At 34.4% G+C, this 22,447-nt stretch carries 17 protein-coding genes; 4 read left to right on the forward strand and 13 right to left on the reverse strand.

The window, feature by feature from the left end:
* Positions 1–4: 4 nt before the first annotated feature.
* From CBF30_RS12185 to CBF30_RS09370, 4 genes are all read right to left on the reverse strand, one after another.
* Positions 5–307, reverse strand: coding sequence for a hypothetical protein (locus tag CBF30_RS12185; RefSeq protein ID WP_126826373.1), 303 nt, complete (start codon positions 305–307; stop codon positions 5–7).
* Entirely contained in the window at positions 304–1,260 is a 957-nt protein-coding gene (locus tag CBF30_RS09360) for a radical SAM protein (RefSeq protein WP_126825752.1), read from the reverse strand. Before CBF30_RS09360 ends, CBF30_RS12185 begins: the two co-directional genes overlap by 4 nt.
* A gap of 1,131 nt (positions 1,261–2,391) precedes the next feature.
* A complete protein-coding gene (locus CBF30_RS09365; RefSeq protein WP_126825755.1) occupies positions 2,392–3,594 on the reverse strand; it encodes a PTS transporter subunit EIIC in 1,203 nt (400 codons plus the stop codon).
* 534 nt (positions 3,595–4,128) lie between these two features.
* Positions 4,129–5,331, reverse strand: coding sequence for an MFS transporter (locus CBF30_RS09370; protein WP_126825758.1), 1,203 nt, complete (start codon positions 5,329–5,331; stop codon positions 4,129–4,131).
* A gap of 778 nt (positions 5,332–6,109) precedes the next feature.
* Here CBF30_RS09370 and CBF30_RS11855 point away from each other — a divergent pair.
* The 3 genes from CBF30_RS11855 to CBF30_RS09380 all read left to right on the forward strand — a co-directional run bounded on the left by CBF30_RS11855 (position 6,110) and on the right by CBF30_RS09380 (position 10,929).
* Positions 6,110–6,277 carry a hypothetical protein gene (locus CBF30_RS11855; protein WP_170169002.1) on the forward strand — a complete coding sequence of 56 codons (168 nt, stop codon included), beginning with the start codon at positions 6,110–6,112 and terminating at the stop codon, positions 6,275–6,277.
* 951 nt (positions 6,278–7,228) lie between these two features.
* The gene (locus CBF30_RS09375; RefSeq protein WP_126825762.1) at positions 7,229–8,923 is read left to right on the forward strand and encodes an Hsp70 family protein; all 1,695 of its coding nucleotides are present in this window, start codon (positions 7,229–7,231) and stop codon (positions 8,921–8,923) included.
* Entirely contained in the window at positions 8,920–10,929 is a 2,010-nt protein-coding gene (locus CBF30_RS09380) for a hypothetical protein (RefSeq protein WP_126825767.1), read from the forward strand. The genes CBF30_RS09375 and CBF30_RS09380 overlap by 4 nt, the downstream gene beginning before the upstream one ends.
* A gap of 560 nt (positions 10,930–11,489) precedes the next feature.
* Here CBF30_RS09380 and rlmH read toward each other — a convergent pair.
* Positions 11,490–11,969, reverse strand: a complete 480-nt coding sequence (gene rlmH, locus CBF30_RS09385) for a 23S rRNA (pseudouridine(1915)-N(3))-methyltransferase RlmH (protein WP_126825770.1) — start codon at positions 11,967–11,969, stop codon at positions 11,490–11,492.
* Between the two features lie 379 nt (positions 11,970–12,348).
* Between rlmH and CBF30_RS09390 the strand changes: the two genes are divergently transcribed.
* Positions 12,349–13,617 carry a S1C family serine protease gene (locus tag CBF30_RS09390; RefSeq protein ID WP_126826376.1) on the forward strand — a complete coding sequence of 423 codons (1,269 nt, stop codon included), beginning with the start codon at positions 12,349–12,351 and terminating at the stop codon, positions 13,615–13,617.
* Positions 13,618–13,770: 153 nt separating this feature from the next.
* Here CBF30_RS09390 and CBF30_RS09395 read toward each other — a convergent pair whose 3' ends face one another.
* From CBF30_RS09395 to menH, 8 genes are all read right to left on the reverse strand, one after another.
* Positions 13,771–14,577, reverse strand: a complete 807-nt coding sequence (locus CBF30_RS09395; RefSeq protein WP_126825773.1) for an MBL fold metallo-hydrolase — start codon at positions 14,575–14,577, stop codon at positions 13,771–13,773.
* A gap of 48 nt (positions 14,578–14,625) precedes the next feature.
* Positions 14,626–15,450, reverse strand: coding sequence for a two-component system regulatory protein YycI (locus CBF30_RS09400; protein WP_126825776.1), 825 nt, complete (start codon positions 15,448–15,450; stop codon positions 14,626–14,628).
* Positions 15,431–16,780, reverse strand: coding sequence for a YycH family regulatory protein (locus CBF30_RS09405; RefSeq protein ID WP_126825779.1), 1,350 nt, complete (start codon positions 16,778–16,780; stop codon positions 15,431–15,433). The genes CBF30_RS09400 and CBF30_RS09405 overlap by 20 nt, the downstream gene beginning before the upstream one ends.
* Positions 16,777–18,606, reverse strand: coding sequence for a cell wall metabolism sensor histidine kinase WalK (gene walK, locus CBF30_RS09410; protein ID WP_126825782.1), 1,830 nt, complete (start codon positions 18,604–18,606; stop codon positions 16,777–16,779). The genes CBF30_RS09405 and walK overlap by 4 nt, the downstream gene beginning before the upstream one ends.
* 15 nt (positions 18,607–18,621) lie before the next feature.
* Complete coding sequence (yycF, locus tag CBF30_RS09415; RefSeq protein ID WP_126825785.1) at positions 18,622–19,329, reverse strand: response regulator YycF; 708 nt, start codon at positions 19,327–19,329, stop codon at positions 18,622–18,624.
* 167 nt (positions 19,330–19,496) lie between these two features.
* Positions 19,497–20,432, reverse strand: a complete 936-nt coding sequence (locus CBF30_RS09420) for a hypothetical protein (RefSeq protein ID WP_126825788.1) — start codon at positions 20,430–20,432, stop codon at positions 19,497–19,499.
* A 103-nt stretch (positions 20,433–20,535) separates the two neighbouring features.
* Complete coding sequence (gene menC, locus CBF30_RS09425) at positions 20,536–21,627, reverse strand: o-succinylbenzoate synthase (RefSeq protein ID WP_126825791.1); 1,092 nt, start codon at positions 21,625–21,627, stop codon at positions 20,536–20,538.
* A complete protein-coding gene (menH, locus tag CBF30_RS09430) occupies positions 21,608–22,447 on the reverse strand; it encodes a 2-succinyl-6-hydroxy-2,4-cyclohexadiene-1-carboxylate synthase (protein WP_126825794.1) in 840 nt (279 codons plus the stop codon). Before menH ends, menC begins: the two co-directional genes overlap by 20 nt.

The following is a 22,447-nucleotide window of genomic DNA, read 5'->3' on the forward strand; positions in this document are numbered from 1 at the left end:
CATCCTATTCTATGACGTATGTAAATAGATTTTGTTTATCCATTAAATTTATCAATCTTACCAAATCTTTTCTCGTAAACATACAGTTAGGCACAACTTTTTCTAGTGTACTAGCTGGGCAAGTTTTGTTTAAACAACTAATAGATATTGAACAGTCATCACATTTATCGGTCAATTTTTCCTTAGTCCAAATAGATTCTTTGCTATAGTCTATATCCAGTCTCCCGTTAGATAGTTTACCAATTATATTTCTTTCATCATAAAGTAAAACTGTACATTTATATACTAAACCATCCGCACCTATTATATAATTATTTTTTTACCTGCATAACAATATGTATTTGGCATTAGATTCCATAATATACCTTCTGATTTCCCACCCAATTCCACAGTTAATTCAGAAAAATCTAAAGCTACATTGTTACTTATTACATCTATACAGTTTTCTCCCCAATTTCCTATATTGTGGAAATTAAAATCAAAACGCTTATCTTCTCCAAAAATATTTATTAGATTTTGTATATGAAATTCCATATAGCTTATATTGTCAGGTCCTATATTTGTCCTAATAGCTATTAAATTATTATCTGATGTATCTGTTGAAATTTTAATCAGATTATTTATAATTCGATCATACGTGCCTCCTCCATTAGTTAAAACCCTTTGAGAATCATGTGATTTCTTAGGACCATCTATAGTTATTTGATAATTACTTACCTTTAATCGAGATAGTTTTCTATAATTCCTTAAAGTTAACATATATCCATTAGTTGTAATATCTGATGAATATTCAATATTAAATTCATCACAGATTTCTATAAAAATATTACTTAAATATTCAATACCTTTAATATTTAATAAGGGTTCTCCCCCAAACCATGATATGTGTAGATGTTGAATTTCAGCATTACTATAAATACTATTTTTAATAAACTCAATTACAGATTCCATAACATCTATTTTCATTTCTTTTTTTTCAAACTTTTCATAACAATAAGTACATCGAAAGTTACAATTTTCATGGATTAATAAAGATATATTTAAAACCTTTTCTTCATTTTTTAGAATTTTTTCATATTTATACTCCCATGACTGAAAAAAATCTTCTTTTTTTAATAATTGTTTGATTTCTTTATTGTTTAAAAAATCTTCTTCCGTTTTAAATATATTATTAGAATATTTGATAGAACACCCATTAAATGTGTTAAACAAAAAAGTGTACCTACCTGTTGGATCACAAGATTTTAGTATATTTTTCATATTAAATCATAACCACCTTTTATAAATATAAATAAAAAAAGCTCACTTATCGTGAGCTCTTAAATTGGTTGTTTACAGTTACAGTTATTTGTTGTTCTTCTTACCGCTTGTTCATATAGCGAACTATCATTTTTAGTAATTTTAAACATAATAATATCCTTCTTCCATCATCGGAATAAACAAAAAAATACATTTTTCCATATTTATAATCGTATAAAAAAATAGATAATTACGATATATATATAATACATAAAATTAATATAAAAAACAAGTTTTTTTAAAATTAAACAATTATATATTTTTAAAAACAACCAGATAATCACTTCCTATCTCTTCAAATTCATCTATACCACATTTTCAATGGAACAAATTCAACATAATCACTATTATATTTAGTTGCAATTTCTTCCATTTGCTACTTACTCCTCAATAGCACGCTAACAACTTCTTCTTTGATACATTAGAAATAATGGAGAAACTAAGATAATACAGACACGAAATCCCACTATTTATTTAACCACTTATTTACGAAGGAGTACAAGTGTATTAGAAAGACTTGTGCTTACTTCTACCGCATCCCCACGTGCAGGATCATTATCAAATGATTTTTTGAATATATAGCATGCAAAAATCCATGAACGAAATCTACATCGAACATATTTTTACATTGGTTATGCTATGTATCAACGGAATTAAAATTTGCACAGTTCTAGCCTCTGCTTCCCTTTATTTTTTTTCGATATGTTTGATGTTTCTAGAGTTGTTCGATTCAACTATTTCTTTTCCTAAATAAAAAGTACCATCTAACTACATGTTTCTTGCACTTATTTCTAGTGAACAAACATCTTCTACTACTTTCTGATTTATTGAATAACAAAAAAATAGTTTTCCTCTTACAAATTTTTTCATTCCATATAACTCTGTCCATAGTAGGATCATATCTAATCAAAATAAAAAATTTCATTCTTGGCTACTCTTTTATATTTTTATGTTAAAATATTTACATAAATATAACTTTTTATAACAAAAGGAGGAAACAAATTGAAAAAGAGACCTCTACTAGCTATGGGTATCCTTGCAATGATGCTTTTTTTAGTTGGATGCTTTGATCAGAGGGAACACGATTCAAAATCAGCAATAGATAAAAAACCAGATAACACTCATCACTCCTCCTATGATTATCACTAAATAAAATTTGGTTACGGTTGGTTTAAAGACTGAATTTGAAATGATAGTATCCAATAGTCCATATAGCATAAAAGTTCTTGCACCTAGCACCCACAGTAAGGTTTCAGATACAGCCGTTAAGAGACTATGAACAAACCATAACAATGGAGAAAAAAATAAAAATGAAAAATCCAAAGGCTCTGTAATCCCTGCGATACTCGCAACAAACATTGAAGGCAACATCATTCCTTTGACTTCTTCTTTGCGCTCCTTTTTTGCGCAATAGATAATGGCTAACGCCACCGCAACAGAACCAAAGATTTTAACAAAGCCAAAGGTTGCAAACCTTAAGGAGGAATCCATTTGTACAATCGAACCTGCATTGGCCATTTCTGCATAAAAGATATTGGCTGCCCCTGTATAGATTTTCCCGTTTATTTCTGCTGTCCCACCAATTGCCGTAAAGCAAAAGGGCATCCATAAGAGATGGTGTAATCCTGTAGGAATTAAAAATCGATTGCCAAATGAATAGATAAAAACGCCTAGTAAGCCCGCAGTTAAAATTACATTTGATAACTCATTAATCCAACTGTTTACAACCGGCCAAGCATAGCTAAACACAACAGCTAACACCAAAATGATAGGCGTTAAAACCATAAAACTCAGCCGTGATTCACCGTAAATACTAAAAATATCATTGAACTGAACCTCAGAAAATTTATTATGAATATAGCCAACTAAACAACCTATGACCATTCCCAAAAACACGTTCATATCGACAACTTGAAATCCCAAAACCAGCCCTTGACCTGTACCATATAATCCCATTTCTCCCGGTTCTGCTAGCAGGTTATTCATTGTTAGCCAAGCGTTGTTTGCTGCTAAAAAAAGAAGAAAACTGATTAGTCCTGTTAGCCCTGCTTCCACTTTCTTTTTATTCGCCAAAGAGGAGGCAATGCCCACACAAAAAATCAAGGCTAGATTGTTGAGCATACTATCCATCATCGTTTTACCCAATGTCCCAATAGTTTGTAAAAATAAAGGCATAAAATTCATCTGTAAAATAACAGAAATTGCTAAGAATACGCCCATTACCGCCATAAACTTAACGGGTACAATAATTGATCTTGAAAACTTTTGCATAGCTTCAGCAAATTTCCCTTTCATAAACTAACCTCCCAATTCTTTCGATACGTATCTAAACAAAGTTTACAATTTTAAGATAGCGCTTTCAATATTTTGAAGGGATTCTGGACCTAAGTCCAAAGATTGAGACCTAACAAACTACTTTTAGCCTCCTAAACAAAGCAAATAAATTTACTCGTAAACTTGTAGTCGCATCAGGACAAATTGTACCCGCAACAACCAGTTGAAAGTTTGGATAAGAACATCCCTTCACACCGCTCCTTAGCTTAGGTTTTAGAACTTGAGCTCCATTTTTTAGTCTCTTATTAAATTAAGCATTAACGCTTGACGAGTTGTTCCCTTAATCATTTATACCGATTGAAATAGCTTAGTTTTCAACTTGAATAATCATAGAAAAGAGCCTGGGACATAACTTAAAAGTTATGTCCCAGGCTCTTAGTAGCCAAATAGACAGCTTAGGTTGAAATTAGCAAGATTTGAAGAGAACTCCCCCTGAATCTCTACTAATTTTCCGAAGTAAAACCCCTCTGTCCCACTCTCGTCTTGCTAGCAAATTCAACTATGTTGTTCTTTTTTGGTCTTAGTTAAGAAAATAAAAACTATGTAAGAAAAACAACAAAATAGGGCAAATACATAAAAAGGCAATCTAATATTAATTTGGAATAAGGAAGTACCAAATAACGGAGAAACAATTCCCGCAATTCCTTGTGTCATGGCAACCGCACCTGCAACGGATCCTTGATGTTCTTGTGAAACCGTAAGCGATGCACCTGCTGATAAGGAACTTATTCCAAGGCCAGCCCCGATACCTATTAAGACATAGCTAACAATTATTAATGCAAAGCTACTTTGAGCTGTTAGTAATAATAATCCTGCGACTAAAATAGGGACCCCTACTAACATCATTTTTTTAGCATGCCAATTTAATATATTAATTTGCACAACTTGAGTCAACATGAGCATAACACCTTGAACTACAAATAATAAAGAAGCTGTTTTTGCACTTTGTGCTACTGTTTGAACCAATACGTCTTTGATATAAAGTGATGTCAAAAGTTGTAACCCAACTACAATAAACATAATTGAACACCCTACTAATAACCATCCGAATAGACTTACTGTAAAGAATTTTTTGTTAGTCTTAACTGTGTTCTTTTGGCTCAAATTCTCAGAAGAATTACTTTTATTTCCCTTAGGTAACCAAAAAATTAATAAAATTCCAAAAACAGCTAACATAATACTTGTCACATAAAATGGATTAAACAAATTGCCACTAGAGGATAAAAGACCTCCTATAATTGGGCCTAAGACCATTGCCAATCCTGTAGCCGCCCCCAGTGAGGCCATATCTTTCGCTCTGTTTTCTACAGTAGAAATATCAGCCATATATGCATTTGCAGCAGTAGGTGCTGTCGTCATAAACATTCCCATGATAAACCTCACTAGCATTAATCCATATATCAAAAAATTAACAGCTTTTTCTGATGAAATAGCAAGTTTGAAGAATATTGTATAAAATACAAAGCCTATAGCCATTCCTAATAACCCAGTTACAATAACCGTTTTTCTTCCCCATTTATCACTTAACTTCCCCCAAATTGGTGCAAATATAAGCATTGCAAAAGCTCCCAATGAAATCATAATTCCAATTTGATTAGGCAACATATGTGCTTTTGTTGATATTGCTGATAGAACGGGCATTGTGATATAGATTCCTAAATAAGAAATTAGTGTTGCAAAAAACAACTTATTTTTCATAAAAATTTCCTCCTACCTGATTAATCCAGAATTAAGATAACATTGTTATCTTAAAGATAAAAAAAATTCACTCACTTTGTATTTAAAAAAATAATCATAGAGAATGAAAATTTTTTATCTAATGTAAAGCAGTAAATTAAACTAATATTACGGAGGGGACGTAATAAAATAATTTATGTACTCTTACAAAAAGCATTGTAGCACACTTTTTTTTTTAGGTAAACCTTAATTCTATTTTTATTTTATTAAAATAATAGTTTTGGAAAATTTTTTTTGAGTTATGAATAGAAGCGATAATTATGATCAGTTGTTGTCATACCATAAAGAAACTTCTCCACTCCGCTCTTTTCTTATGGTTAGCAATTGTGAATTTGCTTGTAAATCATTGATTTTCGTAAAACGGGTGAGACGAAGAGGAGCGCTAAGACAAAACGAAACCGAAAAAATTTCATTACTATTAGCCTATATTCTGCCATTTATTTCACTATTAATTTTGTTTTTATGATTTTTAGAGGATTCCACCCCATTTTATAGATTCTTATACCTAAATTTATCGCATTTTTTTAAATTCAGATTTAACAGGAACTATCATCATTGCCAATAAAAAATACTATCGCTATTAATCTCTGCGAACTAGCTAAAAATGTGGGGGCAATTTTTCAAAATCTTAAATCCCAGTTTTTAACCTTGGTTCAACTAGAGAACTAATTTGGGTCTAGAAAAATTTAGGCATAAATCAACTATAACCAAGCAAAATTTGAAAAAGGGGATCCTAAAATTGAAGATGGCACCATTAATTTCTTCTATTTTTGAAGGAAAATATAAACAAGCAATAGTTTTTAGTGGAGGTATGACATTAGCTGATGAAGCTAAGAGTCAACAAGCTTTTGCTGAAGCTATTTCACCATTGGTTGTTGAAGACAACAAAGTGGTTGCTAGAAGATAATTCAAATGTACAAAAATATTTGACTGATATTGATGGTGAAAGTTTAGCTATGAATTAGACAACACTTACAATAATTTGTCTATTTTCCAAAAATAATTTTATAATAAAAAATAAAATTTGTGATTTTTATTCAGATATAGATCAAATTCTTGAAAAAATGGATGCCTCTGTAGGGCTCACATAAAAAAAGAGTGGAAATATCCACTCTTTTTTTATGTGTTTGTTTATCTTGGTATCAGCATAAAATTTCATGTAAACAAAAATACACAAACTTGTTTACGGTAGGATGAGTCTTTATGACTCGGTATCCAAAAAATCTTATTAGACATTTGAGTATAAGCATTTTGTATAGGTAAAGGTTTATTATCATAAATTGAACAAAAAATATTAACTGCGAAAAAAGCGTCCCTATTGAATGGATCTATATCAATCTAAAACATGCGTTTTCTTTGGCTCCTATAATAGAAATACGGGCAAGTTATTCGTTATAATCTATTAAAGCGTTTTTTATTGTGCAAAAAAAAACAGCGACAACAGCTGAAAGAAAAAGTGTTAAACTCCTATCTATCATACCCAATGTGTGGCTATCCAAGAATGACAAAGTATTTTAATGATGACCTAGCTATCTCCGTCAGTCGCTATCTAATTTATTGACTGATGAGCGAATTAGAGAGTCATCTCAAACGATCAAGAAAATGAAAAAGCCTAAAACCAGCTGTGAAGTCACTCAATTATCAAATCTAATTTAGATAGCCTATATAATCCAGTAACCCAAAGGGCTATCGCTCATAAAGTTTAGGCAAATATGACCAAATAATTTAAATAACATTTTTTATTATATTATATTTATTTACTCTATTCATAAAGAGATTACAACACTAAATTTTTATGATAAAATTTGATTAATAAGTGGTCTTTTTATAAAATAGGGTAAACTGAGAGGTAAATATGATGAAGAAAATTGGGATTGATCTAGGCACATCAAACAGCTTAGTTAGTTTTTGGAATGGTGAACAATCTGAACTTATTCCAAATCAGTTTGGTGAATACTTAACACCATCTGCTGTAGGAATTAACGAAAAAAAAGAAATAGTAGTTGGGTCGATTGCTAAAGAACGACAATTCACTCATCCACACAAAACAGCAACCACATTTAAAAGATTTATTGGTACAGAAAAAAAATATACTCTTGGTGATAAAGAATTTTCATCAACCGAATTATCGGCATTAATTCTAAAAAGTCTTAAACAGGATGCTGAAAATTTTTTTGGAGAACCATGTAGTGAAGCTATCATCAGTGTTCCAGCTTATTTTAACAATATTCAAAGAGAAGCTACTAAACAAGCGGCTCAATTAGCGGGGCTTAACGTTCAGCAGCTCGTGAGTGAGCCTACTGCAGCTGCTGTTGCTTACGGATTACATAGAGAAGATGATCAAACAATAATAGTTATTGACTTGGGGGGTGGCACATTCGATGTGTCCTTGTTAGAACTTTTTGAAGGCATTCTGCAAGTCGAGGCAATTGCTGGTGATAATCAATTAGGTGGAGAGGATTTTACTAGAATTTTAATGCTGGATTTTTTACAGCAAAATAGTCTCGAAAAATTAGTATTAACCACTCAGGAACAAGCATTACTTTATAGTAAAATGGAGCACGTCAAACTAGCTTTAAGTATTCATGAGGCTGTAAAAATCGAAATTACTCTTAAAGATACAATTTACAGGTATTCAACTGACATTAAAAAATATGAGCAACTATGTGAAAAATTACTTGGACGTATTCGCCGACCAATTATTCGCGCAATCCATGATGCCAATAAAACACTTACCGAAATTGATCGTGTCGTATTAGTTGGTGGTGCAACAAAAAGTCCAATGATTCGTAATTTTATTGGGAAATTATTAAAAATTTTTCCTTATACAAAACTTGCTCCTGATGAAACGGTCGCTTATGGTGTCGGTATCCAAGCATCAATGAAAAGTGATTTAATGTTAAAAGACGAGATGATTTTAACTGATGTTTGTGCGCATACTTTGGGTGTGGACAGCATGAGTAAAAATATTCACGGTGAATGGATTGATGGCATATTTTCCCCCATTATTGAGCGGAATACGTCCATTCCAGTCAGCAAGCAGAGAACGTACTATACCGTTATTGATAATCAAAAGGAGATCGTTTTTCCTATCTATCAAGGAGAAAACCCCAGATCGTCTGATAATTTAAAAATTGGCGAAATCAGTATGAAGCTGCCTCAAAAATCAGCTGGGTACCCTATTGATATCCGCTTTACTTACGATCAAAATGGCTTACTTGAAGTTATCGTCAAGGATGCAGCAGCAAATTCAGAAAAAAGATTAGTAATTGAAGAAAATCCAGGAAGTTTGACTAGTGAAGAAATAGATTCAGCATTAGAGAAATTAGCAGGACTAAAAATTCATCCTAAAAATCGTAGTGAAAATCAATTGATTATAGCTCGACTTGAGAGACTCTATATGGAATTTATTGGAGAGCGTCGCAATTATATTCAACATTTATTAATCCAATTCAAAGCTTTACTCGATGAACAAGATGAAAAGCTACTTGAAGAACAACTTGTTGAATATAACCAAATAATTATGACTTTGGAACAGGAGCTATTGCTATGACTCATTGGCAAGTTTTAGAGATTGAGAGTACAAAAGATATTAAAAAAATAAAGCGTGCTTACGCTATAAAACTAAAAAAAATTGATATCGATAATGAACCAGATAAATTTCAACAATTAAAAGAGGCTTTTGATTGCGCTATTAATGAAGTAAAAATCCAAAGCGAGCTTCATCAAAATCAAGAAGTATTATCCAATACTAGCTCTACTGATGAATTACCATTATCTGATGATTCTCATGCCGAAAAACTGAATTCAATGGAAATTACTGATCAAGCTATATTTACAATAGATGATAACCAATCGGAATTGCTTGAAGAACCTTGCGCTATAGTAAATAATTTCTTTACCAAATTAAACTCCTTCACTGCTGAATTAACTTATTTTGATGATTTAGCTGGTTGGCAATTACTTTTGGCCGGTAGCAAAGATTGGGATATTGATACTTTTTCAACTAATCAGCAAATAATCTACAGTTTTTTATCTGAGAATCATTATCAAATAATGAGTCATCGTGTTTTAAAGTATATTGTAGACACAATTGATTTGCATAGCTTGATTGAAAACTCACATAGCATGGAAATGTTCAATTTTTTAGAAGATTTATTATGCACACCTGACTTCGATTTTAGTATTTATCAAAATATTTCTGAAGAAAGTCGAGAAAAATATTTTAGATCTAGATATCTTTTGTATCTCAATCTGAATTTTGTGCCAATCAATCACGATACTATCCTTGAATTATCTGAAGCATGTCTAAAAATCACTAATACTGACCCTGCTTTAATTATTTTACAGATTTGCTATCAAATTGTTTTAGATTATTCATTGCAAACTAATGATAAGGCTATAGTAAATAATTTATTGCATCAACTAGAAGATAATGATTTTCTAAACTACTCTAAGGTGCAGGACTACCTTAGAATGTATATTTTAGCTTGTTCGGGTCAACATAAATATGTGTTACCAAGTGAATACATCAATACCAAAAGACTCATTCCGGATATCCCATTTAAATTGTCTGCCGGCTATATTGCTTATAAACAAAAAAATAATCGGTTAAAACAGGACTACTGGCAACCGTTGATAAAAATCGGTTTTAAATTTGAAAATAAACAACATCAACCAGTAGCCAAAGATGAAAAAAATCTTAGTAAGTTCCTAATGGTAGCCTTTTTTGCTTTAATTGTAATTACCGCACTAGGGCGAAGCTTTTCCTTAACTAGCAAAAATACAAAAATTAGTAAACAGCTAACTTCAATATCAGCCTACTCTTCAATCTATAATAGCCGTTATACTAGATTAAAAGACGCTAGCGACTTAAGTAGCCAGCTGGTTTACTACTTGAATTATAGTTCAGAGGAGGATGAGAAGGATTTCCAGAAATTCCTTGATACTTATTTTAGTGAGCATGCAAAAGAACAAGTATTGAATGTAGATAAGTCTAAACTTACTAAAAATGACTCATTTGGTGTTTTCCCTACAATCGATTTTGTCGAAAAATATGGATATGTTGAAGCTGTAGGTAACAGCTCTTTATCTAATCCTTTATTCGTTTTACAAAAAGAAAATGATATAGTAGTTAACATTCTTGGACCAGGCTTTGATGAACTCTCAGATAATGATTGGACTGCCCTAATTGAAGATATTCGAGTAAGGCCTTCAACTAGTAGCAATATTTTTTTCTTAAGTTTTCTATTAAGTAAAAATCGAAAAGCTGAAAGTTCTTCGGAAACTTTTAAAAAATATTTTACAGATGACGTTCTTGCGCTTATTGACCATAACATAGATCTTACAACTGAAGAAAGATTCAAGAATGCTTACGATAAATTAGTAGTAGATCCTGATGAAAAGAAGGCCTATGATCTTATATTTGACAAAACCGATAAATTATTAATGATTCTTTCATTTAATTCTTATGGGTGTATTGACCATATATATGGGGAGAACTGGGAAAAACTTTCAACTGATAAGATTGACAATTTAGTAGCACTACTTGAAGAATAAAATAGTCATTTATTAATTTTTGTGAGTTAAAATATTAAAAGTAAATTTTTCGACACTAATAAAAAATCACCGATTTAAAGAGTTATAATACTTTAAATCGGTGTTACTATTTAAAAATATGTTCTTAACTGTTAAGATTTTTTGATAATTGGTAGTCAAACTTCATATTCTGTGCACTCTGGATCTGTATTATAGTAAATTTCAATATCAGCTGCATTACCATTACATCTATGTGAATACTAGTACTATAATTGGAAAATGTAATACTTCTGATTTATTTTCCATTGTTGTGTTCCTCCATGTATTTTCGCAATTATTTCAGCACACTTTCTTTGCGATAATGTTTTTTTTGCAAGCTTTCTCAAGCAAGCAATATCTACATATTTCATTTCAGGAAAGAATGAAAGTAAGATAATATCTTGTCGCCTATTTGAACGAGATTCTATTGCTTACGCGATTAGAACATCTTCAATTTCTCTAGGCACCTCTTTTATTTTTCTATCAGTAACCTTTAACAGTGCTTACTTCCAACAACATTGTTCCTAAACTCAAAAATATCATCACTTATGGTACGCGTGGCCATTAATAATTCGAAAACTACGATAAATTTGTTCAGTTAGAATCAATTTCATAAGTTGATGTGGATACGTCATCTTGCCAAATGACAAGGTATCCTGTGCTCTGTGCATAACTTCTGGTGAAAGCCCTAATGAGCCACCGATGATGAAGGTAAGTTGACTGTTCCCTTGTATCCCTAAAGTTTCAATCGTTTGAGCTAGAGATTCTGAACTATGCTGTTGGCCATCTATTGCAAGAGCCAGAACATACTCTCCTTCCTTGACTTTTGCCAGAATTCTTCTCCCTTCTTTCTCTTTTACTTGTTCCATTTCTGCGCTACTTAAGTTTTCTGGAGCTTTTTCATCTGGAACTTCCACCATAGTTATCTTGGCATATTTTGTTAGACGTTTTGCATACTCCTCAATCCCCTGTTTCAAGTATTTTTCTTTAAGCTTTCCGACGGTGATTATTTTTATTTGCAAGCTTTCCACTTCTTTTCTTAGGTATTATAAAAATTCTTTTTTATTTTATCATGCTTATTTTGAGTTTTCCACATTTATACACAGGTTTTTCCACAAGTATACAAAATAATTGTCTTTTCCCTCTACTTATCTTATTATTAATAGTAGCGGTTGGTTCGACTCATATAATTAGATATCCACAATCCACAACAAGTGTGGATAAGTTATTCAGTTATACACAGTTTCTTAATTGTTATTTTTCAAGAAAAGAAACGGATTTTATCTTGATAAATTCATATTTTTTTCAAAAAATGGCATTATGATTAGTTTAGAACTTATAAGTAGATACTTATTTTCACTTTAATAAAAGGGAGGAAAGGTGTTTTTCACACCAATCATTATGGCAAATAAAAATTTTAAAGATGTAACACCCAATAAACAAAAAAACACTGGGTTACTTAAACGCTTTGGGGTAGGTCTTCTCAGCGGAGTACTAGGGGGGATGCTAGTACTTGGTGGTGCCTATGCTTTAAATCAGCAAGATACAAACAGCTCTTCCAACACTACTACTTCTTCCAGTGGCTCTACCAAGGTAAGCACTATTAAATACAACGTAGAAAGTGACACCACCACTGCGGTTAATAAAGTCCAAAAATCAGTGGTATCTGTACTGAATCTTCAAAAAGCACAAAGCTCATCCAACTTGTTTGGTTCTCAATCTAGTAGCAAATCCTCTAGTAGCTCTGAACTTCAAACGAGTAGTGAAGGTAGTGGGGTCATTTACAAAAAAAGTGGCGACAAAGCTTATATCGTGACCAATAACCACGTGATTGATGGTGCTGAATCAATCGAAGTTCTTTTAAATGATGGGACAAAAGTTACTGCTAAGTTAGTCGGAAAAGATACTTATTCTGATTTAGCTGTCTTGCAAATCTCCTCATCAAAAGTTGAAACAGTAGCGACTTTTGGTGATTCTGATGCACTTAAAGTCGGAGAACCCGCCATCGCAATTGGCTCTCCTCTTGGTTCAACCTATGCCAACTCAGTAACGCAAGGGATTATTTCTGCTAAGAATAGAAATATCTCAAATACTTCTGATGATGGACAGACTATCAATATTAATGCCATCCAAACAGATGCTGCTATCAATCCAGGAAACTCAGGTGGTCCACTAGTCAATGCTGCTGGACAAGTCATTGGAATTAATTCTGTAAAAATTGCTGAATCTAGCAGTAGCTCTAGTGTTTCTGTCGAAGGTATGGGCTTTGCAATTCCAAGTAATGAAGTAGTTTCAATCATCAATCAGTTAGAAGCAAACGGAAAAGTCAGTCGACCAATGCTGGGAGTAACGATGACAGACTTAGCCAATATTACCAGTGCGCAACAGCAAGAAATTCTTAAAATTCCAAGTTCTGTCACTTCTGGTGTAATTATTCGCAGCGTTCAATCCGCCTCTCCTGCTGAAAAAGCTGGATTAAAACAATATGATGTGATTGTTGCAATCGATGATACCACCATTACAAGTGGGACAGAACTTCAAACAGCACTTTATAAGAAAAAAGTTGGAGACTCTATCAAGATTACGTATTACCGTGGTACGACTAAGAAAACGGCGACCGTTTCTCTTACTTTAGATCAATCCTCTTTGAAAACTTCTGAATCTAACTAACAAAAAAAGAGTAAGATAGCCGTGTTTCATCTGATAAATAAGAAAGAACTGATGAAAGTTTCAGCATGTTTCAAAAAATAAATTCGGCTTCCATAGCATAGTCTAATGCTAAGAGCCTAGCACATAACTTACAGGTTAAGTGCTAGGCTCTTTTTAAATAGCAAATAATTCAGTTGGTAATTCTGGATCGGTGTCACAGACAACAAAGTCATGATTAACCCCTAGTCCATGCTCCATCAGGGTATTTTCCATGGTCATGTGCGCAAGCTCCTTGAAGTTATTCTCTTTGCTTAAATGTCCTAAAAATATTTTTTTGGTTTTATTCCCGATAATATCAGTCATCACTAACGCACCATCTTCATTTGAAAGATGGCCTTTATCTCCCAAAATACGCTGTTTCGTACTCCAAGGATACGACCCCATGCGCAGCATCTCAATATCATGATTACTCTCAAACAAATAAGCATCCGCATTTCGAATGATTCCACGCACCCTGTCACTGCAATACCCAGTATCTGTCAGCATCACAAATGATTTGCCATTGCGATGAAATCGGTAAAATTGTGGCTGCGCCGCATCATGTGAAACACCAAAACTTTCAATATCCATGTCACCAAATGTTTTAATTGCTTCCATCTCAAACAAATGTTTTTGCTCATTTTTTACTTCCCCGATTAAAGGAGCCATTGCTTGCCAAGTTTTTTCATTTGCAAAGACATCTAGATGATACTTTCTAGCTAGAACGCCAACACCGTGTATGTGATCACGATGCTCATGTGTCACCAAAATTCCATCTAATTCTTCTGGAGAATGTCCTATTTGTTGTAACAAGTTCGTTACTTTTTTTCCGCTCAAACCAGCATCTACGAGTAATTTTTTCTTATCGGTTTCTATATATAAAGAATTTCCGGTACTTCCACTTGCCAGAATACTGACTTTAAAAGACGGCGTTTCTCCCATTTCCAACACCTCATCTCTTATTGTTTCACTCTTATTGTATACTTTTTACTATTTTTTTACATCTGAAACACTGCTTGATAAAATCGTGTTCGTAAAGGCGTTGACTCTCTCTACCTGTACACTACTTTTATTCGTTTGAATCGCGACAAACCAGACTGGAATATAGACATTCTTATTTTGTGCAGTAAAGATACGTGTGTACGCGAGCTGTGTCCATTTTATTTTGGACTCTGCAGGCAACTTCATATTCATATATAAGGTAATGATTGCATCGCGTTCCGAGATTAAACCCTGTTTTTCCCTCAAAGGCTCAATATTTTCGATATGTTCTTGCTCGTACCCTGTAAGCGTCATATTTTTATGGCTATCTTCTGTCACAAGCAGTGTTAATTTTGCCGTATCATCATTGAAAGGAATCCCTTCCCAATTTTCAACATATACTAATTGCCCATCTACTTGCGAAGCTTTTTCAGAAAAAGTGTAGGAACTCCCAGAAATAATATTCTCAGGCTTCTTAATAAAATCGCCAAACTTCTTTTTACTGTCTTTAGATTTGACCGTTACTTCCTCACTTGTATAAAAAGTCCCCACTAATTTGTTCTCTTCAATTTTATAGGATTGATTTTTTAATTGATTAACTTTTGAGAACAAATTGCTCTGCTCGCCAGTTAGATAATAGCCTGACTGTTGTTCTGTCGAAAAATTTCCACTATAACTTATATTATCATTGGCTAATCTTTTTTCTAAGGTAGTCGACAAATTAGTTTCTGGTGTCATTGTTTCCGTCACACTATTTTTATAACTCGTATATAGAAATAAGTTAAGACCACAAAAGACAAACAAAAAAATCAGCTCAATCCTGCGAAAATCCATTTAATGCTGCCTCCTTTGTCGTAGTCTCTGTGGTGGTTGCTGTATTCGTTTGGAATTGTTTGATCAATTCGCTTACAGATTCCCAATTTCTTTTATACTTAACATACCAATTGGGAGTCAAATTCACTAGTTGTTCATCTTGTGTGCTTTGCTCCCAAGTGTAGCCAATTTGAATGTCTTGAATATCCATTTTAGGAACCCCAGCATCCAAAAGATCCTGGATGGTCTCCCCGGTGGTTTTTAAAACTACTTTTTCATCTGAGGGGATGGGCACTTGAATCGTCTCTTGATTTGCTTGGATTCTGAGATTATTGTTGACCACTGTAAGCATGATCCGCCCCCTACTGTAATTACTAAAAAGAGGAAAGCCTTCAATATAATTCCGATACGTCACTGAACCAGAAGACTGATCAAAGTATCGTAGATTTCCAAAAGCGCTCCCGATTCTGGCTACATATTGGAACGTATTTCCGTAGATGTTATTTTGCTCTTTTTTTTCATTTTTTTGTAGTTTTCCTAGATAACTAACCTCTCCTGAATCAGACTGAATGGAAAGAATTTCACCGCTAGAATTGGTAATGTTTGTATTTTTAGTGTCATTCTCATCATTTGAACTTAAATCATTTACTTGATTAAAAAAAGCTTGAGTAAATAAGCTGTAGCTCTGTGTAGATAAGATGTAACTATATTTTTTCAATTGAACTTCTGTATCAAAATAATACGCATTGGGTAAAATCTCATGATCTTTCGACACAACATAGTACTGATTATTTTTATTTTCAATTGTGTTAACCAAACGATTCATAGAAGATGAAATTCCTACCGAAGCCATTTCGTTTGTTTGGTCATTGAAATAATAGATCTTTTTATCTGTGACTGAAAGGATCATCTGATCAAAACTCATATCTGCACTTAGACGTTTATTTTTCATAGAAATGTTGTTGATTGTTAGAAAATACTCTAACGAAACGGGTGCAGGAAATACAAAAGAAATACTTTTTTCTTGCTTTTGTATCTTGTTCATCAACTCTCCATCTGATTGCTTGGAGGTAGCTAAACTTTTGTAATTAAATTTTAATGTCTGCTTGAACAAACTTGAAATTAAACTCTCACGATTTGTATACGAAAACTGATTCTCTTTATGATAAATCAACTTAGTCGGCAAGAACACTTCGGGCGCACTTTTTAGCTGAACCATGCTTGTCCTAATTTGATTTTCACTTGTTGAAACTGTATTACCAGAGTTACTCCAAATTTTTGAAGATAAGAAAATACTGAGTAGAATCATCGCAAGCAATGCTACACGAATAAGACGATGCATTATTTTCATAGCCACAAATCCTCCTCATAGGGTTCGTAAGGTAACGAGATATAGAATGTAGAACCTTTCCCTTCTTTGCTCTCTGCCCAGATGGCACCACCATGCTCTTTCACTACCTCTTTTGTAATAGCAAGTCCTAATCCAGACCCACCCATTTCTCTTGAACGTGCTTTATCGACACGATAAAAGCGATCAAATACACGGGTTAAGTCTTTCTTTGGAATTCCAAGTCCTTGATCCGAAATACTGATGACAACATTACGGTGAGTCTCAATCAATCGACAGGTAATGGTTCCACCCATTGGAGAATATTTCAGAGCATTGTTTAGAATATTATCCAAAACTTGAATCATTTTATCTGCATCTGCATCCACCCAAATAGAACGATTTGTAAATTCACGCCTGATACTATAGGGTTGATTTTTACTTTTGATCATCATATCGAAACGATCTAAAACAAAGTTCAACAACTCATTTAAATTGATCAGCTCCATCCGCAAAGGTTCTTTTTGCGCGTCCATCCTTGACAAACGAAGTAAATCATTAATCATTCGAATCATTCGATCGGTTTCTTCTTGGATCACATTTAAAAACTGTGGTGCAATTTCTTTGTCTTGCCATGCACCATCATTTAGCGCTTCTACATAGCTACGAGTACTCGTAAGCGGTGTGCGCAATTCATGAGAGACATTCGAAACAAACTCTCTGCGTTCACGCTCGTTTTTTTCTTGCTCCGTGACATCATGTAAAACACAAACCAAGCCACTAATAAAGCCCGATTCACGACGAATCATTGAAAATTCAGCTCGCAATATCATTTCTCGTCCTTCACTTGTTGGAACATTGAGATGCATCTCAACTTGAGATTCCAAAAGTGAACGTAAAGTATGCTCTTTTTGAATGTTCAATAGTTCAACAATCGGTTGCCCAATCGCTTCTTCGTTATTAACATTTAATAGCATTAGTGCCATTTCATTGATGATAATAACTTTTCCTCGCCTGTCTGTCGCAATCACGCCATCAGACATATGCGAAAGAACACTGTCCAAACGGTGCCTTTCAGCTTCTAAAGTTTCTTGCGCCTCAGAAATCCGAACAGATAACTCGTTGAATGTTTCACCCAACTGACCCAACTCATCTTGCCCATAAATTTTAACTTTTCCAGAGTAATCGCCCTGAGCTATTTTCACCGCATACTGCTGCATTTCAGCGATGGGCTTGGTGATATTTCGCGCAACTAATAATGCCAGCACCATACTAATCGCCAAGGCAATCATTGAAGCGGAGAAAAAGATCAACGCCACACTTTGTACTTCTTCGTACTTACTAGCAATGTCACTTTTGACATACAAAATACCAAGTGCTGTATCACCAGTTGGTGAATAAATTTGTTGGACATTGACATAAATCAATTTTCCAGTTTTTGGGTCTTTGGCTTCTTGTCTTTTTTGGGTTAAGCCATTACTAAGACCATAATCACTGTCATTTTTCTTTCCTACGATGCTTTGCTGATTTCCATCGCTTGTTGCCACTACAATTCCTTTATCATCCACCACTCTCGCTTCGAGAATTTCGCTTTTAGCAAACTCTGCTAGCATCCTCCGAATGGTCGCTTTATTCGTACTTTGATCGCTCTTGCTCAACTCGCTACTGATGTTTGTTGCTAGCGTATCTACTGAGCTATTCAAGCTACTTTCAAAATTATTGATGGTGGTTCGCTCTAGCTGTCTGATGAAAATTGCCCCAATAATTTCAACAAAAATCAGCAATAACAAAACAAATACGACGGCAATTTTAAAATTGACCGTCTGAAAAGAATGGATTCGTTTTTTCATGAACAGCTCTCCTAATTAATCTTGCTCTGGATTTCGCAAATAATAACCAACGCCCCGTCTTGTCACTAACCATCCAGGATGACTGGGGTTGTCTTCTATCTTTTCACGTAGTCTTCGTACGGTCACATCAACTGTCCGCACATCACCAAAATAATCGTAGCCCCAAACCGTTTGCAAGAGATGCTCTCTTGTCATAACTTGTCCTAGATGCTTGGCGAGATAATGAAGCAATTCAAATTCTCTATGTGTTAGTTCAATCGTTTCACCTCGCTTAGATACTATATAGGCATCAGGATGAATAACCAGTGCACCAATCTCTAGCTCATTGGACTCGTCTTCTTCTTGAACTTTATTGTTAGTTGCGCCATGTCTTCTAAGATTCGCTTTTACCCTAGCTACTAATTCACGATTAGAAAAGGGTTTGGTCACATAGTCATCTGCACCCAACTCTAAGCCTAAAACTTTATCAATCTCAGAGTCTTTTGCTGTGACCATAATAATTGGAATATCATAGTCTTTGCGGACTTGTCTACATACCTCCAGACCATCAATTTTTGGTAGCATCAAATCTAACAAAATCAAATCAGGCTCAACTTCTTTGACCATTGTTACAGCTTCTTCACCGTCATACGCTGTAAATACTTCATAGCCTTCTTTGGTTAAATTAAATTTGACAATATCTGAAATCGGCTTTTCGTCATCCACAACTAAAATTTTTTTCATGGATTTGTCCTCCTCAATTCTCTTCAATGGATTGTATTTTCCGTCGTCTCTTTGCTATTATACCTTATTTTTGAGTAAGATTAAATGTTTTCCCTCTAATTGCTCGTTTGTCAAAAAAGCAGATAGAAAGTTGCTTTACCTTCTACCTGCTTTTTAACGGATCGTAACTATGCTCCAATATAACTAGAAATAATTCCCCTCATGACACCTTGCAAAATATAATAAATCAGTAGATTTTGCACGATTTGTGCGAGTACAACCGTATAAAAAACGTAAGGTTTCAAAGAAAGTTCGCCACTTTTAAACATCAACCGAACTTGCGCCGTCACCAATACTATAATGACCACAATCATCCCTAATATCGTAAGTTCGCTCGCATTTTTCGCAAGCAGGCTTGAGATAACCGTTAGTACAGAAATAAGTAAGGCACTGCTACACAACGCAGCAAATTGATTGCAATACTCCCAAAAATTTTGCTTTAAGTCAAAGACTTTGGTACTAACAATATATCCCGTCATAATCATAATCAAAAAAGTCAAAATAATCCCAAAAAAAATAAAGAAAAATTTTGGAAATAACTGTGTCAACATCCCCGTTGAATATTCAGTGCTCAAGACACCCGTCTTTGAAAAGACTAATGAGAACAGTCCTGAAACAAACAAGACAATACTTCTACTAACTGTTAGTGCCATAAAAAATGCAAGTAACACAAATGAAATAATCCCCGTATATAGCGGATCCTGTTTTCTTTTACTCGTAGGCTGCTTAAGTGTTTCAACAAAGAACAAACTATATTGACGAGTTGCTTTTAACAGCTTGCTACCAAGCTTGAAGCAACGCGCTTTAAAGTTTTGCTCCACTTGTTCCATCTTAAACTCGACTACCTTTTCTGCTTGTTTTTTTTCACTTTTCTTTTGCTCTGTTTTTTCTGCTGTGGAATCAGAGCCTGTTGGATTGCTCATTTGCTCAGACTGCTTCTCTGCTTTTTTCAGAGGAATAATCTGTGCATCTCCCGTTTTTTCTATGCCTTGTTTTTCCTTGCAAAAAGGACAAACTTCCACCTCTTGCTCTATTTCTTTCCCACAATATTCGCAACGTTTCAAAAAATCCTCTCCCTACCAAGATCTTATTCTTTTTTATTATAACAAATATTTTCTAAATAGGTAATACAAATAGGAACAAACGTTTCCTTTAGGCTTTCTTATATTAAAAAAGAACTTCCTTGTTCATTTTACTCAAAGTGGGGTGCACGCCAATCCCTTTCCCCTTTGGCAAAGTCAGACAGCCATTTTCTAGACTGAATGTTTCTTCGATGCTATCTTCGAAAAAATAGCGTTCACTTGCGGAAATATCTCCTGGAAAGCAAAAAGCATCTTGTGCTGCAAAACTAAGATTCAAAGAGCGGCCAATCCCTGTTTCAAACATGCCACCTAGCCAAACCATAAGGGAATTTTCTTGGCAATAGTGCACAATATCTAGAGCCTCTGCAATCCCTCCAACACGTGGTATCTTTAAATTGATGGCTCCACAGCTCCCCAAAAAATGCGCTAATTTTACATCCTCTAAGCTCCGAATATTTTCATCTAAACAAATTTTTGTTGTCATTTCTTTTTGTAACTCACAATGCTCTAAAAAATCACTAGCAGAAAAGGGTTGTTCAATCATAGCCAAACGATACTGATCTAATTCCGTTAGTCTTTCTTTTTCTGAAAAAGAATAAGCAGAATTCGCATCTACCATCAACTCTAATTCTGGAAAATGTTTCCGAATTACTTGAATGGGTCTAATATCATATCCTGGTTTTATCTTCAACTTCACACGTGTATATCCTTTTTGAACGTACTCTTCGACGCTCTTTAGCAAGCTGTGTTCATCTGTTTGAAGCCCAATACTTACACCTACTGGTATTTTCTTACGTTTCACTGAGAATAGTTGCGAAAATGATTGTCCTAGTCGTTTCGCATACAAATCCCAGATGGCTGTTTCAAGTGCTGATTTTGCCATTTCGTTTCCGCGAACCGCTCGAAAAAGCTCCCGGATTTCTTTAGGATGTTGAATCGTCTGATTACTTATAAGCGGAACTAAAAAACGTTTAATGATGACTTGTGCAGTTTGAAATGTTTCTTCGATATAGTCTGGACAGGGTAACGCCACCAATTCTCCAAACCCTTGATTGCCTCGTTCATCTGTTACACAATAAATCGCAACTGGCTTATGCGACAACACACCATAACTGGTTTGAAAGGGCTGCTTCAACTCAAATAAATGCTGAAAACATTCAATTTTTTGAATTTTCATATGCTTCTCCTTTCAAAAATTTTTGGACAACTAAACGAAACTCATCCGGTCGCTCAACATGAACACAGTGTCCTGTTTGATGTTTGGAAATAGTCAATGAGGGCACTAGCTCTTGCATTTGCTCTGCGATCTGTTGGAATTTGTGGTCATTCTCCCCCACAATATAGAGCAATCGAATTGTTGTTAACTGTCCTAATTTTGCCCAATAAGAAGGCTGACTTCCAGTTCCCATATACTTCAAGCTACAAGCCAAACCAAAAGGATCCTGACTCAAGCGCTCTTTTCTGATTTTCAATTGTTTTTCTAACGCCAATGTTCTCTGTGTAGCAAATAGTGGTAAGGCTTCCCAATAGTTGACAAACTCTTCAATTCCCACTGTTAAAAGCCAAGTGGCAAGACAAATATCTCTTTTTTGACGTTCTGCTCGCTTGTGCTCTGACTCAATACCAGGAGACCCCCCTTCAATAATCAGGGTTTCGCATCGCCGAGAGTTTAATAAAGCCACAGATATAGCAACACGTCCTCCCATAGAGTAGCCGAGTAACGAAAAAGAATCCAACCCTAACAATGTAAGAAGTGCTGTAACATCTTGTGCGATTGACTCTATTTCATATCGTTTGGCTTGAGCAGGGCTATCACTTTGTCCATGCCCCAGTAAATCAATTGCTAGGATATTGTATGCAGCAAAACTAGAGAGGCATTCTTTAAAAGTAGCGCTAGTTCCAGTAAATCCATGCAGACATACCAGCGTTTTTTTCTTCCAATCATATTCATTTAACCACTCGTAATGGTACGACACTCCCTTAACTTCTTGACGCAT

The sequence above is a fragment of the Vagococcus entomophilus genome (assembly GCF_003987595.1).
GTDB lineage: Bacteria > Bacillota > Bacilli > Lactobacillales > Vagococcaceae > Vagococcus_E > Vagococcus_E entomophilus.

What these genes read in the sequence shown, in the direction of transcription:
- CBF30_RS09360 (WP_126825752.1), bottom strand. Translation starts at nt 1,260, where the DNA reads ATGAAAAATATACTAAAATCTTGTGATCCAACAGGTAGGTACACTTTT.
- CBF30_RS09365 (WP_126825755.1), bottom strand. Translation starts at nt 3,594, where the DNA reads ATGAAAGGGAAATTTGCTGAAGCTATGCAAAAGTTTTCAAGATCAATT.
- CBF30_RS09370 (WP_126825758.1), bottom strand. Translation starts at nt 5,331, where the DNA reads ATGAAAAATAAGTTGTTTTTTGCAACACTAATTTCTTATTTAGGAATC.
- CBF30_RS09375 (WP_126825762.1), top strand. Translation starts at nt 7,229, where the DNA reads ATGAAGAAAATTGGGATTGATCTAGGCACATCAAACAGCTTAGTTAGT.
- CBF30_RS09380 (WP_126825767.1), top strand. Translation starts at nt 8,920, where the DNA reads ATGACTCATTGGCAAGTTTTAGAGATTGAGAGTACAAAAGATATTAAA.
- CBF30_RS09390 (WP_126826376.1), top strand. Translation starts at nt 12,349, where the DNA reads ATGGCAAATAAAAATTTTAAAGATGTAACACCCAATAAACAAAAAAAC.
- CBF30_RS09395 (WP_126825773.1), bottom strand. Translation starts at nt 14,577, where the DNA reads ATGGGAGAAACGCCGTCTTTTAAAGTCAGTATTCTGGCAAGTGGAAGT.
- CBF30_RS09400 (WP_126825776.1), bottom strand. Translation starts at nt 15,450, where the DNA reads ATGGATTTTCGCAGGATTGAGCTGATTTTTTTGTTTGTCTTTTGTGGT.
- CBF30_RS09405 (WP_126825779.1), bottom strand. Translation starts at nt 16,780, where the DNA reads ATGAAAATAATGCATCGTCTTATTCGTGTAGCATTGCTTGCGATGATT.
- walK (WP_126825782.1), bottom strand. Translation starts at nt 18,606, where the DNA reads ATGAAAAAACGAATCCATTCTTTTCAGACGGTCAATTTTAAAATTGCC.
- yycF (WP_126825785.1), bottom strand. Translation starts at nt 19,329, where the DNA reads ATGAAAAAAATTTTAGTTGTGGATGACGAAAAGCCGATTTCAGATATT.
- menC (WP_126825791.1), bottom strand. Translation starts at nt 21,627, where the DNA reads ATGAAAATTCAAAAAATTGAATGTTTTCAGCATTTATTTGAGTTGAAG.
- menH (WP_126825794.1), bottom strand. Translation starts at nt 22,447, where the DNA reads ATGCGTCAAGAAGTTAAGGGAGTGTCGTACCATTACGAGTGGTTAAAT.